Here is a 14,439-nt window from a genome sequence, read left to right on the forward strand (position 1 = left end):
ATAAATACACTATTTTGTTGTTTTTGTGGATTAACGTGACATAGAAAATGACAAATGTCATACTAAAAGGTGTATAGAATGCTGATAATATATAAAATGTTCAGAAAAGTATAAGTATTTTATATAAAATTGAAAGCATATCGTCATGATTATGCATCATAATAAGTGACGATAAAGAGAGATTAAATATATATTGCATGTTTTGAGGATATTATTGAGAAGGGTGGTACGAATTCGAAAGAAGTAAGAGTTTCCAACGTAGAACGAGAAGATTTCATCCGTTCCGTGGAAGAATCAGTTGGCTCCTTCAATTTGGGTTGCGAAGGAAGTTTAATTGAATTAGTTTTTAAACACATTAAACTTTTAGAATATAATGACAATTTAGAAGCAGAATTAGGTAATTTTAGAAAAGATTTGATCGAGTATGACATCAATACTGGACATAAGCACAATAGAGATGTTGAAGAATTGTTGTTTAAGATCAAGAATAGAAAGTTGCCATTTATTTAGAGCGTGGAACAGGCCGAGTCCTGGCTTGTGGAACGCGTTTTGACTATAAAGCATAGAACCGTGGTTATAAACCAAAAGAACAATCGTTATTCAAAAACAGAATCATGGTTATTCCTAAAAGAACAATAATAAAATAAACAAACACACACAAACAAATACGCAAATTAAAAAACAGGGTTAGAATCAAACAGCCCTGTTTTTCTTTTACCCAAAAACTACCAAAATCCCCAGCAAATAATTAAAATACTAATAAAGGAGTAAAACTCAAATGATAAAGATAATCCCCCAAACTATCCAAGATGTTCCCATTCTTGAAGCAATCAAAGAAGAAAATCTCAATCAGCCATTACCACTTGTAGTTTTCTATCACGGATGGCGCTCGGCTAAGGAACAAGTTCTAACCCAAGCTAGAAAATTGGCGCAAAAAAATATCCGCGTGATCCTGCCCGATGCGATGAATCATGGACAAAGACATGCGGATGTTTCCTCAATTCCATCGTTTACTTTTTGGAATAGTATCCAAGGCAATGTTTCGGAATTTTCTTTATTAATTAATTATTATCAAAAACAAAATCTGATCAAAGATCAAAAAATTGGTGTTGGTGGTTATTCAATGGGTGGCATGACGACTGGAGCCTTGTTGACCCAACATCCCGAAATTACGGCCGCTAGCATCATCATGGGGACACCGAATTTGCTTGCTTATGCAAAATTAGTTCGTGAAGATGCGAAGAAACGGCAAATGTACTTACCTCGAGATATGGAACTATTGACTAGTTGGATCAAGTATTACGACCTCAATAGCCAACCGGAAAAAATTGATAACCGGCCGTTACTTTTTTGGCATGGGACAAACGATCCACGAATTCCTTATCATGAATCAAAAGATTTTTTCGATAAAATTCAAGGCGAATCCTATTCAAAACAGGTAGCCTTTATTACCGGATATAGAGCAGGACATTTGGTTGAACCGCCGTTGATGGATAAAATTGCTAATTTTTTTGAGTATTATTTAAATTGATTTTTCTTTGAAACTACTAAATAAAGTGTAACCATATTAAGCAAACCAAGAATTATTAACAAGATAAAGGCGTGTTGAGAGCCGATAGCCGTTGATTTAGCGATACTTAAACTTTGATTGTTTTGACTCAAAGCAACGATAGCAGAGACGATGGAAGTTCCCATGGCACCAGCAAATTGTTGGAGAGTATTGAACAGAGCGTTACCGTCAGTTTGTTCTTCATCAGACAAAAATTTTAATCCGTCAGTCATGATGTTTCCTGATGACATACCCATACCCAGCATATAAATAATGTAGAACCAAACAATCATGGTAGTTGTCAGTTTCAAACTCATGGTAGCAAAGATAATTAATGAGATCTCGGCCAGCGTGACACCAGATAAGATTGGTAAACGAGCACCAAATTCATCCAAAATTTTTCCACCTAATGGAGCAAAGATTGCACCAACAACACCTGCAGGCAAAACGGCTAATCCGGCAATAGTAGCGGTGTCGTTGTTAACTAGTTGAATATAATTTGGCAAAATAAAAGCGAAGCCTAATGATAAAATTTGTAGAAGAAAGAAACTGAGTAAGTGCCCACTGAATTTTGTGTTTCTCAGCACTCGCAAATTGATTAATGGGTGAGTTAATTTTTGTGAACGGATTATGAAACTGATCAATCCTAAAATACCGACGATAAATGATACGATGACGATAGGGGACATTTTGCTCATGTTACTGAAGCCGAAGATTAGTCCGCCGAAGGTAAAAATTAAAGCAAATAAACTTAGGACGTCGAATTCACTCTTCTGAATTTGACTCTTTTGACGAATATTTTTAATCCCTAGAAAGAATGAAATAATTAAAATTGGAATCAAGATAACAAAAATGTAACGCCAACCCCAGGAATTGACGACTAGACCACCGAAAGTGGGACCAACTGCAGGAGCGACTGCGGTAATTAGAGTTCCAATTCCCATCATTAGACCAATTTTACTTTCGGGAACATTTTCCAAAATGATGTTGAACATCAATGGTAAAGCAATTCCGGTCCCCAGGCCTTGAATAACCCGACCGAGCAATAAAATTGGAAAAATTGGGGCTATCGCATCGATCACGACTCCAAGAATGAAAAGTAGATTGGCGCAGATGAAGAGTGTTTTAGTTTTGAAATTATGATTGAAGAAAGATGATAACGGAACGATGATGGCAACGACTAACAAATAAATAGTCGTCATCCATTGTACGGTTGAAGTAGCGATATTAAATTCTTTCATTAATGTTGGAAAGGAAATATTCATCGCAGTTTCAACGATTACGCCACAAAATGACATCAGGCCGGCAGCGATAACGGCTAATAAAACATTTAAAGGGATTTTTTCTTGTTTTTCCATAAATTAATCCTCCTGAAAGGCTTCGAACTTTAAGAATTTTTCAACAATTGTCAATTCTTCTTTTGTGAAATGATCATCCAAAATTTGTTGCTGAAGACTCATATAGTGCTTAATTTCTTTCTCCAGTTCCCGAGCTTTGGCAGTTAAGAAGACTGATTTTTGTCGAGCATCAGATTTTGAGGGATTACGAGTGATCAATTCTTTTTTCTCCATCCGTTGTAGAGCAATAGTCGCAGTCGAACGTTGAATGAAAAATTCTTGTTCGATATCACGTTGAAACATTTCTCTATCAGGGTGATTACTTAAAAAATCGATGATCGACATTTGAACCCAAGTAGCATCATGTTGTTTGGCAAAGGTATCTAAGCGCCGAGACAATTGATTAGCTGCTATTTTGACTAACATGTTAGTATTCTTCATAAGTGACCTCTCTATCATAAACGTTAGATGACTAACGATTATTAATCGTACTCTGGATTTTTTTGAAAAGCAATAGGAAATAAAAAAACATCCACAATTTTGCGGATGTTTTTAAATAATTTCATATTCCAAACTTAATAATTTTCGATGTAAAATCTTGCCATTAGTAGTTTTCGGTAATTTGTCGATCAAACGAAATTCGACAGGAACTTGATAATCAATCAAATTGTGTCGGCCGAATTCTTCCAAACTAGCACTGGTCAAAAAGGCGTTCTCCTTTAATTCCAAATAGGCGACTGGTACTTGACTTTCCGATTTATCGGCAATTCCTACGATACAAATATCAACGATACCATTGATACTGCGATACGTATTCTCAACTTCTTTAGGATAAATAATTTTATCACCACGATAAATTAATTCATTCTTACGACCTTTGACATATAAGAAGTTATTTTCATCCAAGTACCCCATGTCACCAGTTTTGAAGAACCCGTCATTCGTAAAGCGTGATTGATACAACTGCCGCTTATTCAAGTAACCTATTGCGATAGTGGGCGATTTAACTTCGATCGAACCGATGTTATCTTGATTGATGTCCGTGATGCGAATTTGTTCAGTGAAAAATGGTTGGCCACACGATCCGGTCTTAGTTTCAGCGTCGTCAAAACTTAAAGCAGCAATATTTGAAGTGGTCTCGGTCATGCCATAAGATTGCAATACCGGGATTCCTAACATATTGCAACGCAACAAGGTCCAATTATCGACCAACCCATAGCCTAGATAGACGCAACGAAATTTGTCGTTGTAGCCTTTGCCCTGAGGTAGGGAATTCAATAATTCTCGTAGCATCGGTGGGGTGAGTGAAATAATCGTAGCTCGTTCGTTGATCAAAACTTTATTTAAGTGATGTAAATTGAAGCCATCGATCAAATAAACGCCGATTCCATAAATCATTGAGCGCATGATAATTGAAAAGCCAGGAACGTTGAAAAGTGGTAACGTTAAAACCCAAATATCATCTTTGTTGATGCCTAAAGTTAGATCCGTTCCCATAGCCGAGAAGAAATAATTACCATATGTCAGCATAACTCCGATATCACTGTTATCATTAGGAGTATAGAGGATAGTTGCCACTTGGTCATTGTCAAATTCAGAAACTGGCTGATAATTGAAACTCTTGCTAAGACTTAAAACGTCTGATATCCAAATTTTGTCCCAAGCAACATTTAAAATGTTTTTTGTGGGAGCAGAATCCGAAACTAAGACAGTTTTTGGTTGCGAATCTCTGATCTGATATTCCAAAGCGCTGGTCGGTAATTGTGTATCCAGCATAATAATCCGGGCACCGACCTGTTGAAGTGCTAGAATGGCAACGTAGCCGTTAAAGCAATTATCGGAAAATAATGCTATGGAGTCATTTTTTCGAATACCGCTAGTATATAATTTGCTCGCAAATAACTGGACACACGAATTCAGCTCTTTAAAAGTGAAATCAGCGTGTTCGAGAATTAATGCGACCTTGTCAGGATCGAGTTTTGCGCGTTTGACTAACCAGTTTTCCAAAATATGACCTCTTTTCCAAAACGGATTTGATATCATTGATATTGCTATAACTTGATTGTAAAACATTTAAATAATAAAATTTTAACTAATTATGAAAAAAATTGAGGTACAAAATGAGTTTGCTAAATGATTTAGGCATTGAAGTAGTCGAAAAAGGGAAACACAAAGTAATTTTGGGGATGGAAATCACTCAAGATCACTTGGATAAAGAAACCGAACAACCAGGAATCATCAGCGCCATGCTGTCGGAAACAGCTGCCAGTATAGGAGCTAATTTGAGTTTTCATCAAGGAAGTGCCGCTATTACTAGTGTTTCTTTGCATAGTTTGAATGCACTCAAATTAGGAAGAATCATCGTCGAAGCTCAACCAGTCAAAGATGGTAGTAATATTCAAACTTGGCAAGCTACACTTCATTATGACAACAGTGCCATCAGCAATAGTCTTTGTACAATAACATTAAAGAAAATTGAAGCCTAATGACGGTAGATTCGAGAATTGATAATCTCGAAGAACGCCAAAACAATTAAACCGGCTCCAAATAATTGATAAATAAAAATAATTGTCTTTGAAGGGTTCAGAATAAACACGATACCTGCCAGCACCAGTAATGCTGAGTAAAAGTAATCTAGGTAGGGTGTTATCTGGACTCTTTTTGTCATCTCATGCGAATCTCGAAATTGGTTGATTCCGTTGACTAAGAGGATGATTCCCAAGACAGGTGGAACTAAAGGAATTAAAAATCTAACAAATAATAAAACAGCTAAAGCTAAAAATAAAGCTCCGATCCCCAAACCAATAGCAATATTATTTTCACCAGTACTTCGCTTGATACTCCAGCCGTCAATGATCGATAAAATCCCATAAATGGCAATGTAACTGGAAACAATATAAACAATAATATCGAAACTTTTGACTGGTGCAATCACAATTAGAATCCCTGCCGTCAGCAAGAATAAAAAACGCAACCAACGATAAAGTTGGAACTGCTTAACCATAATATTTTGCTCCCCTTAAAAATAGGCTTTTGTCATAGTTGGTTTATAAAAAGTACAGATAAGCTTCATTAAATGTGAATTAGTTATTTCGAACTAAAAGTGATAAATAATAAAAATCACTTATCTAGTCTGGAGCACAAGCTCTGTGATGACTCAGCTGCCAAATTCTTGTTGGTGCTTTAGCACCAACAAGAAGGCCTAGTTTTGAGATTTTGCGTAATTTGCAAAAGCTCAAAATAGTGCCGGCAGCGTTCCAGCTCATCACAGAGCTTGTGCGGAAGACGGCAAATTACGCTAACCATGATAAGAACCTAAAAATGTCTAAATATATGATACCAGAAAATCAAGGAAATAAAATCAGTCATAATAATTATATTCACAAGCTGGTTTATAAAAGTATTTATAAACCATTATATCAGGCGTGAGCATATCTCTTTAATTGTGAAATCGTTGTGGTACTTTAGAGGTAATTAATACTAGGAGGGACTACAAATGAGTGTTCGTGCATCTGATGAAATGGTAAAAGTTTTAGAGAAATGGGGTATTGATAATATTTACGGAATTCCGGGAGATTCTGTTGATACCACGATCGATGCTCTGTATCGCGCTCAAGATAAAATAAAATTCACACACGTATTGCATGAGGAGGTAGCTGCTTTAGCTGCCGCAGCTCATGCTAAATTAACTGGTAAAATAGGTGTCTGTTTGTCAATTGGTGGACCTGGGGCAATTCATTTGTTGAATGGTTTGTATGATGCCAAAATGGATCATGCTCCCGTGTTGGCTATTTTGGGTCAAGTTCAATCAAAATTGTTGAATACGGACTTCTTCCAAGAGGTCGATACGCACGTTTTGTTCGAAGATGTAGCGGTCTACAATAAAATCATCATGGATCCGCAATCTTTGCCTAGAATCGCTGATGAGGCCATTAGAACTGCCATTGCTAAGAAAGGTGTGGCTGTTTTAACGATTCCAGATGATATTCCGGCTCACATGATTAAGGATAATTTCACACCTAATGCTGATAATTTCAAACTCGACGACTATAAGGTCAACGAGGACCAAATCAAGCAAGCACAGGAAATGCTTGAGATTCATTCCAATCCAATCGTTTTAGCTGGTGTCGGAATCAAGGACGCTAAGCAGGAAACAAAAGAATTTATCGAAAAATATAAAATTCCAATTATTTTAACTATGCCTGCCAAAGGTTTGGTTGACGATGACCATCCTTATAATTTAGGACAATTAGGCAAACTAGGGACTAAGCCCGCCTTTGAAATGATGCAAAAAGCAGATCTCGTAATTATGTTGGGAACCGATTACCCTTACGCTCCATACTTGAATAAGAAAGTTGATGCCATTCAAGTTGATATTAATCCGGATCGGCTCGGCAAACGTCGTCACGTCAACTTAGCTATCCAAGGCGATGTCAAAGAAGTTTTGCAACACTGGAATGCTTTAGGTGAACCTGTCAAAGAACGTCATTTCTTAGACTTAGCCGTCTCCAAGATTGGTCAATGGCGCAGTTGGATGCATGATGTCTATTCCAAGAAGCATACCGGCGTTTTACCATCCTTGATGTTCCACAATATCAGTAAGAGTGCGCCAAGTGATACAGTTTGGTCAATTGATGTCGGAACTTCAACTGCTTTTGGTGCTAGATTTTTGACGGCCAAATCTTCACAAATGTATACAATTTCAGCTTGGTTAGGAACTATGGGCTGTGCTTTGCCAGGAGCAATTGCCGCTAAGATGGACATGCCAGATCGGCCAGTCTATGCGATTGCTGGGGATGGTGCCTTCTCAATGGTCATGCAGGATTTTGCTACAGCTGTTAGATACAACTTACCAATGTTATTTATCGTGTTGAATAACAAGTTGTTAGCCTTTATCGAATACGAACAACAATCAGCTGGGCAACAAAATTATGGAATCAGTTTGCCAACTATCGACTTTGCCAAATTTGCTGAAGCTTGTGGCGGAATTGGTGAAACTATCACAACTGATGAACAATTCTCAGATGCTATCAGAAAGTATCGCAATCCTGAAAAACCAGTTCTATTAGATGTAGCTGTAAACGATGAAGCTCCACTACCAGGTAAGATTATGATGGATGAAGCTCAAGGTTACGCTAAATTTGGTTTGGGTCACGTAATCGACAAGAAGAGTTTGCCAGAATTACCACCAATGAAAGAGATTTTACGTTCATTCTTATAGAATCGTCAAAAGAACCTTATTAGAATACGATTTATATTCTAATAAGGTTCTTTTGCATCTATAGTATTGTAATAAAAAAATTTCCTTTGATATAATGACTGCAAGATAACTAAGATTGAAAGAAGGGAGACTGCAGATGAATAATATAAAATTAGCTAGATTTATCACTTCTTTGGGAAGTTTGAACGGTTATGCTAGTACGGTTGCTCAGACTAAGAGAGCTTTGGACAGTGGTTCCAGTAAGCCACTGAATCAAGATAATGATGACGTGGCGATTTTTGAGGATGCATTGTCAGGAATCAAAGCTATCAAAAAAATAGGCTTTAGCGTGGATGGAATCATCGCTATTAATAAAAATTTTGATTCACCTTCTCCAGAAGAGCCAGATTTGCCAGGGCACTTGAGAAATGAAAACTATAATCCAGATGATGCTATTGCCATTGCAACAGCACCTAATTCTTCGGTAAATGATTATTATCGGCCACCGGCAGTAGTTACATGTCAAGATCTTCAAAAGGTTATTGATGTGTTTAGTGAGTCTGCCAAGTTGGAAAAAGATGCTTGGCGAGTATTTGCTAGTTTATCAAAGTTACAGCCCTTCCAAGATGGCAATAAAAGAACGGCATTAATTGCTGCAAATGCAGCTTTTAATACCTGGGAAAAAGAAAACTATTTAACATTACCATTCAATGATTTAGACCGTGCAGAATTTACGATTTCTTTGATGAGATATTATCAAGCAAAAGATAATGATCAAGAGGAACTGGCACTTGAGCGTATGCTTAGTTTGTTACCAACTGACAAGGAAAGAATTGCACATCTAAAAGAACCGCTAACAGAATCAGAAAAGCAACGGCAATCTATCTCACCAACTATCAGAGTAAAAGAAGAATTTAGATCCAACAAAAAATAGAGATGATAAACTCCAATCGGAATTTATCATCTCTATTTTTTTACTTTAGAATTTTTCTAAATCGACTGCTTTAACAAACTCATTGGTTGCAACCCGGAAATATTTTTCATCGTTTAGATAAGCTATTCGATCAACTTTCCAAGCGGAGTCACTATTTAGCTTCCGGTTAGCGACTAGATTGCCTTGTGCTGTATACAGTTTTTTCTCAGCAGTTGTATGGACAACAGTTTGATTGTAGACGAACGGATAAACTTGACTAGCTTTGATCCATTCGTTAGTTGTGGCGCGGTAGAACTTTTGGCCGCCGATTGTTGTTTGACGGTCGACTAACCAATCAGTTTGCGGCATCAATTTACGGTTGGCAGGGGTGATTTGGTCGTTGTTCAGAGCATAAACTTGAACGGCAGGCTGATCACTGAAAGTTGCCACGGTTAAATTGATATTTTGGTCATTGACGATTTCGGTGTCACTGATTTTGACAAACTGGTTGATGCCGACACGGTAATATTCTTGTCCATTGATGTAAGCGATGCGGTCACTAGTGAATTGTGTTCCCTTAGCAAGCAAGTTAGAAAGCGTAGTTCCTTCAGCTTTAATCATCTGCTTATCGGAATCTGTCTTAGCTTGTAAGGATAAAGTTTCAGCTTTGTAAAGATAAACTTGACTAGCTTTGACCCATTCATTAGTTGCCACACGATAGAAAGTATTGCCATTGAGGGTCATCTTTTGATCGGTTAGCCAATCAGAATTGTGGACTAATTTGCGGCTAACGATGGACATTTGATTGTCAGAATCTTTAGCGTAAATTTGCACGTCTGGTTGGTCGGCAAAGGTGGCGATGGTGGATTTGATGTTTTCGACTGTTACAGATGGAGATGTTTGAGGAATGCTGGTATAAATTACCGAGTCAGTTGTAGAAAGGCTGCCATCAGGATTGAAAGTTGCTTTGATAGTGGAAACATTAGTCGTAAATCCAGCAATTTGTGGGACTTTGATTTCAATCGTGTCACCGACTTTTCCACTTAAGTTAGTAACAGTCTTAGTAATTGTTTGATTGCCTAGTTTGGCAGAGATAGTCAAAGTTTGATTATCAATTGAATTGCCAATGTAAGTAACAGTTTCATTAGGAGTAACCGTTCCGTCGGGGTTCATAGTTCCGGTGATTGAAGTTTTATCAGGTGTGTAACCAGTTACTTCGGGAACTTTAATGGTTACCCCACCGGTTTGATCGACTGTACCAAATAAATTGGTTACTTTGACAGTTCCGTCAGGGGTCTTGATCTCAGTCGTACCATTGGTTAATTTGTTTGGTACATAGGTGATATTTTGACTAGGAGTAATTGAGCCATTTGGTTTCATTGTGGCAGTAATCGAAGTTGGATCAGCTGTATATCCAGGAACAGCAGGAATTTTGATTTGAATACCATTCTTTTGATCAACTGTACCAGTTACATTAGTTAAAGTAATATCACCTTTAGAAGTGTGGATAATAACGTTTCCAGTCAGAGTATCAGGTGTATAGATAACCTCTTCACTCGGAATAACTGTTCCATCAGGATTCATGGTTCCAGTAATTGAGGTTTTATTTGGCGTATAGCCAGTAATATTTGGAACTTTGATAACTACTTCATCCTTTTTACCAACGGTTCCAAGTAAACCAGTTAATTTAATTGGTCCCTTTGGAGTTTTGATTTCGGCTATACCGTTATTCAAAGTATTAGGTGAGTAAGTTATTTTTTCATCAGGAATTACTGTACCATCGGCATTCATAGTACCCGTAACGGAAGTTTTATTAGGAGTATATCCAGTTACTTTGGGTACACTTATCTGAACATTGCCGACTTTATCGACAGTGCCAGTTAGATGGGATATCTTAATTATTTTTCCATTTGGGATAGTAATTTCAGTTGTACCATTGGTCAAAGTGTCTGGAGTGTATATTACATTTTCACTAGTGATTACTGAACCGTCAGCTTGCATAGTACCTTTGATCTCAGATTTGTTTGAAGTATAGCCGGGGATACTTGGGACTTTGATGGTTGTGCCACCTTTTTGATCAACAGTACCAGTTAGGTTAGTAATGGTCTGTTTTCCATCAGGAGTAGAAATAGTAACTGATCCGCCAGTTAAAACTTTAGGAGTATAAGTAACGTTCTTATTAGCAGTAATCGAACCATCAGGATTCATTATTCCAATTACTGAAGTTACATCTGGGTCATATCCCTCAATTTTAGGGACTGTTAGTTCAACAGCTTTTCCGACTTGACCAGTAACATTTTCGACATATTGAGGACCTTTATTGGAATTTATTACGGCCTTAACGTCTGAATGAGTGTCACCGATATAGTTAACTGAATCGATGACAGTAACAGTTTTACCATCAGGGTTAATTACGCCTTTAATGGATTTAGCAGAAGTATAGCCATCCTTTTTAGGAACATCGAGATTAACTATGTCACCGACTTTACCAGCAATATTGTTAAATGTGATATCGGGTAGAATAGTATCAGTATTTTGGACGGCCTTGATAGTTGCTGTTGCATTAGTTACATCGTTACCAGTGTAAGTTACGTTATCGGTAATTTTAATTGAACCATCAGGATTGATAATGCCAGAAATTGAGTCTTTATTTTTGCTGTAACCAAGTACATCAGGGACTTCAAGTGTTACTGCGTCACCAACTTTACCAGAGATATTGTTAATTACCTTATCACCTAAGTTAGTTTTGATAGTTGTAGAGGTGTCAGTAATATTGTTACCGATATAGTTTAAAGTATCTTTGACCGAAACAGTGTGATCAGGTTGAATAGTACCTTGTACTGATTCAGAGGAAGTAGTATAACCGTCCTTTTGTGGTACCTTGATTGATACGGTATCGCCAACTTTACCAGTAATATTCGTCACAATTTGGTTACCAAAATTTGATGCAATAGTTGCAGTACCGTCAGATACATTATTGCCAGTATAAGTAATTGAATCGGTGATTGTAATAGTGTGATCAGGGTTAATTTTAGCTTGTACGGAAGTTTTATCACTCGTGTAACCGTCAACTTTAGGAACAGCAACAGTTACGGTATCGCCAACTTTACCTGAAACGTTAGTCACTTCTTTTGCTCCCAAATTTGTTGTGATTGAAGTATTTCCGGTAATATTGTCTCCGGTATAGATGACAGATTGGTCAGGATCCAAAATTATGGTTCCGTCAAGATTCATAGTACCGGTCACAGAATTTTTGTCAGCAGTGTAACCTTCTTTTTTAGTGACGGGAATATTAATTTTTCCAGCCACTGAAGATACGGTAATTGTTTGAACACCCAAATTTGAAGGAACATCGACACTGGTTGTGTAAGTCTTTTCTTTATAAGTTGGTTCCTCAAATTTGATGGTTTTGTCAGGTTGGATGGTCCCAGTTATTTTAGTAGGGGTCGTTTCGTAACCAGTAACCGTAGGGGCATCAAAAGAAACGGTATCTCCAATATGGGCAGTTTGACCGTCAATATTACTTGTACCGGTGATTTGCTTAACGGTTTTATCAGGAAGAGTGACTGAAGCGTTCCATTGGTCGATTTCATCACCAGTATAAGTTACATAGTAATTAGTTTGAGCGGTCGTTTCATTGATAATAGTCCCATTGACTGTTGTGATATTGGGATGGTATCCGTTGACTGTAGGTACAGTGATGCTAGTTACAGCTCCATTAACAGTTCCTGTTACAGTGACTGTTTGGGGACCTAAGTTTGAAGGTATTTCCATAGTTGCCTTGACAGTTTTTACCGTTTCACCAGGGGTAGGGACTAAATTAATTTTTCTCGTTGCCGGCATAGAATCAACAAAATATGATCCAAGCGTAGGATTGTCATCCTTAGCAGTAAGTGTTGATAGTTTGATGTTATTGGTTGTATCTATCCAATGATTAGAATTTTTAGATGGTAAATCTGTATTTTTTTGGAAACGATTATATCCAGATAATCTAATTTGTTCCATATTGGTACCATCGAACATTCCTTCACCCTTTGTAGAATCACCGGTGACAGTATCGGAGCTCATATTCCAAGTGCTTAAATCAAGTACCTCAGATACTCCCAAATTGATGTCATTTTCAAATAAGCCAATCATATTCTTAGGTACTCTAAATTGCCAATTAGCAACATTGACAGATTTTAAATTTATATCATTTTTGAACATATGACTAACATCATTTGCGGCTGCAACAGTTGCAAATTGGCTGTCAGGAAATACTATTTTAGTAACCGAGCTATCGTTTAAAAACATATTATTGGTATCTTTTACAAAGAACCAGTTCATTTTTGACAAATCGAGCTTTTGATCGTCAGCTGAATGTGTTTCACCAACGTTAGATGCATCGACTAAATTAGTGTCATTGGCAAACATACCGGCAGTATTAGTTGTATCATCAGTTACTAAATTATTGATGTTTTGTATTGTCTTCAAGTTGGTCAAATTAGCAAACATGTGATTCATGTCATCTGCAGCTGTGACTTTTCCGTCAAAAATAATAGAATTGATGTCTTTTGCATTATCGTACCAAGGAGAAGTTGGTGTTTCTACAATTGTGGAAGTAGTTGGGCCAGTACCCGTAGTTGAAGATTCACTAGTTTTCGCAGTTGTTGTTGTAGTATTATCAGTTAATTTTGTCGTTTCAATGGTAGAACCTAAGTGTAAAATACCATCGGCTGAAATATACCAAGGGGTAGTTCCTTGGGTACCTTCAGCAATATTACCGTCAGCTAGTGTGGAGTTTGTATTTAAGGACAGTGATTCAGCATTAACACCAAGTTTTGAAAGTCTAGCTTTCGATACCGCTAAGTTAGATAAAGTTTTATCGGTAATGGTGGTAGTATCAGTATCTATTGTTTTAGCATCTGTTGTAGTTGAAACATCATTAATATTAGTATTATTATCAGAAGTTTTAGATGTATTGTCAGTAGATGTTGAAGTTCCCTGTTTAGTATCAGTTAACGGTTTTGTTTCTGAGATTGTTTTTTCATCAGTTGTTGGAACATCTGTCTGGGCTTTAGTATCTGTTGTGGTTGTTTGAGCATTTTCAACGGGACCAGTTTTTGTGATTGGTTGTGTATCAGTATTCCCTGAAGATTTATCTTTAATATTTACTACAGTAGTCTGAACATTTGAGCCGGATACCGTATCAGCCTTGACTGTGACTGAAGGAGCGCTTAGTAAAAATAATCCCCCCGCAATGGATAGGCTACTTAGTACTACCCAATTCTTTTTAGATTTAACGAGACGTTTCCTAACTATACTATTAGGATCACGCTTTAATTGTTGAAATCTCATAATTATTACCCCTTTATTTTATAAAATATATAAAATATCACGGTAATAATTATATTCTTTGAGGTATTTTCGATATATCAAATATGATAAAGAATTCTTAACA

Annotated in this window: 10 protein-coding genes; 5 read left to right on the top strand and 5 right to left on the bottom strand. The window is 37.1% G+C overall.

Annotated features, from left to right (window positions below; all coding sequences use genetic code 11):
* Positions 1-285: 285 nt before the first annotated feature.
* Positions 286-510: a hypothetical protein gene (locus tag U8521_RS04695; RefSeq protein ID WP_334352007.1), complete on the top strand. Its 225-nt coding sequence runs from the start codon at positions 286-288 to the stop codon at positions 508-510.
* 268 nt (positions 511-778) lie between these two features.
* Positions 779-1,531 (top strand): alpha/beta fold hydrolase, encoded by a 753-nt coding sequence (locus tag U8521_RS04700; RefSeq protein ID WP_334352008.1) that lies wholly within the window; start codon positions 779-781, stop codon positions 1,529-1,531.
* Here the strand turns inward: U8521_RS04700 and U8521_RS04705 are convergent.
* From U8521_RS04705 to U8521_RS04715, 3 genes are all read right to left on the bottom strand, one after another.
* Complete coding sequence (locus tag U8521_RS04705; RefSeq protein WP_334352009.1) at positions 1,519-2,907, bottom strand: MDR family MFS transporter; 1,389 nt, start codon at positions 2,905-2,907, stop codon at positions 1,519-1,521. The two genes, U8521_RS04700 and U8521_RS04705, sit on opposite strands and share 13 nt — an antisense overlap.
* 3 nt (positions 2,908-2,910) lie before the next feature.
* Positions 2,911-3,327, bottom strand: a complete 417-nt coding sequence (locus U8521_RS04710) for a MarR family winged helix-turn-helix transcriptional regulator (protein WP_334332067.1) — start codon at positions 3,325-3,327, stop codon at positions 2,911-2,913.
* Positions 3,328-3,438: 111 nt separating this feature from the next.
* Complete coding sequence (locus U8521_RS04715) at positions 3,439-4,893, bottom strand: AMP-binding protein (RefSeq protein ID WP_334352011.1); 1,455 nt, start codon at positions 4,891-4,893, stop codon at positions 3,439-3,441.
* Between the two features lie 113 nt (positions 4,894-5,006).
* Between U8521_RS04715 and U8521_RS04720 the strand changes: the two genes are divergently transcribed.
* Positions 5,007-5,372, top strand: a complete 366-nt coding sequence (locus U8521_RS04720; protein ID WP_334352012.1) for a PaaI family thioesterase — start codon at positions 5,007-5,009, stop codon at positions 5,370-5,372.
* Here U8521_RS04720 and U8521_RS04725 read toward each other — a convergent pair.
* Positions 5,369-5,890 (bottom strand): DUF308 domain-containing protein, encoded by a 522-nt coding sequence (locus tag U8521_RS04725; RefSeq protein WP_334352013.1) that lies wholly within the window; start codon positions 5,888-5,890, stop codon positions 5,369-5,371. The two genes, U8521_RS04720 and U8521_RS04725, sit on opposite strands and share 4 nt — an antisense overlap.
* A gap of 492 nt (positions 5,891-6,382) precedes the next feature.
* Between U8521_RS04725 and U8521_RS04730 the strand changes: the two genes are divergently transcribed.
* Positions 6,383-8,107: a pyruvate oxidase gene (locus U8521_RS04730; RefSeq protein WP_334352014.1), complete on the top strand. Its 1,725-nt coding sequence runs from the start codon at positions 6,383-6,385 to the stop codon at positions 8,105-8,107.
* Between the two features lie 136 nt (positions 8,108-8,243).
* Positions 8,244-9,020 carry a Fic family protein gene (locus U8521_RS04735; protein ID WP_334352015.1) on the top strand — a complete coding sequence of 259 codons (777 nt, stop codon included), beginning with the start codon at positions 8,244-8,246 and terminating at the stop codon, positions 9,018-9,020.
* A 45-nt stretch (positions 9,021-9,065) separates the two neighbouring features.
* Here U8521_RS04735 and U8521_RS04740 read toward each other — a convergent pair whose 3' ends face one another.
* The gene (locus tag U8521_RS04740) at positions 9,066-14,336 is read right to left on the bottom strand and encodes a beta strand repeat-containing protein (protein WP_334352016.1); all 5,271 of its coding nucleotides are present in this window, start codon (positions 14,334-14,336) and stop codon (positions 9,066-9,068) included.
* Between the last annotated feature and the right edge of the window lie 103 nt (positions 14,337-14,439).

Origin of the sequence: Companilactobacillus miaonis, assembly GCF_036913615.1 — a bacterium.
In the GTDB taxonomy this organism is placed as follows: domain Bacteria; phylum Bacillota; class Bacilli; order Lactobacillales; family Lactobacillaceae; genus Companilactobacillus.

Excerpts from the sequence above, each read along its gene's own strand:
- U8521_RS04705 (WP_334352009.1), bottom strand. The coding sequence starts at position 2,907 with ATGGAAAAACAAGAAAAAATCCCTTTAAATGTTTTATTAGCCGTTATC.
- U8521_RS04710 (WP_334332067.1), bottom strand. The coding sequence starts at position 3,327 with ATGAAGAATACTAACATGTTAGTCAAAATAGCAGCTAATCAATTGTCT.
- U8521_RS04730 (WP_334352014.1), top strand. The coding sequence starts at position 6,383 with ATGAGTGTTCGTGCATCTGATGAAATGGTAAAAGTTTTAGAGAAATGG.
- U8521_RS04720 (WP_334352012.1), top strand. The coding sequence starts at position 5,007 with ATGAGTTTGCTAAATGATTTAGGCATTGAAGTAGTCGAAAAAGGGAAA.
- U8521_RS04740 (WP_334352016.1), bottom strand. The coding sequence starts at position 14,336 with ATGAGATTTCAACAATTAAAGCGTGATCCTAATAGTATAGTTAGGAAA.
- U8521_RS04735 (WP_334352015.1), top strand. The coding sequence starts at position 8,244 with ATGAATAATATAAAATTAGCTAGATTTATCACTTCTTTGGGAAGTTTG.
- U8521_RS04700 (WP_334352008.1), top strand. The coding sequence starts at position 779 with ATGATAAAGATAATCCCCCAAACTATCCAAGATGTTCCCATTCTTGAA.
- U8521_RS04725 (WP_334352013.1), bottom strand. The coding sequence starts at position 5,890 with ATGGTTAAGCAGTTCCAACTTTATCGTTGGTTGCGTTTTTTATTCTTG.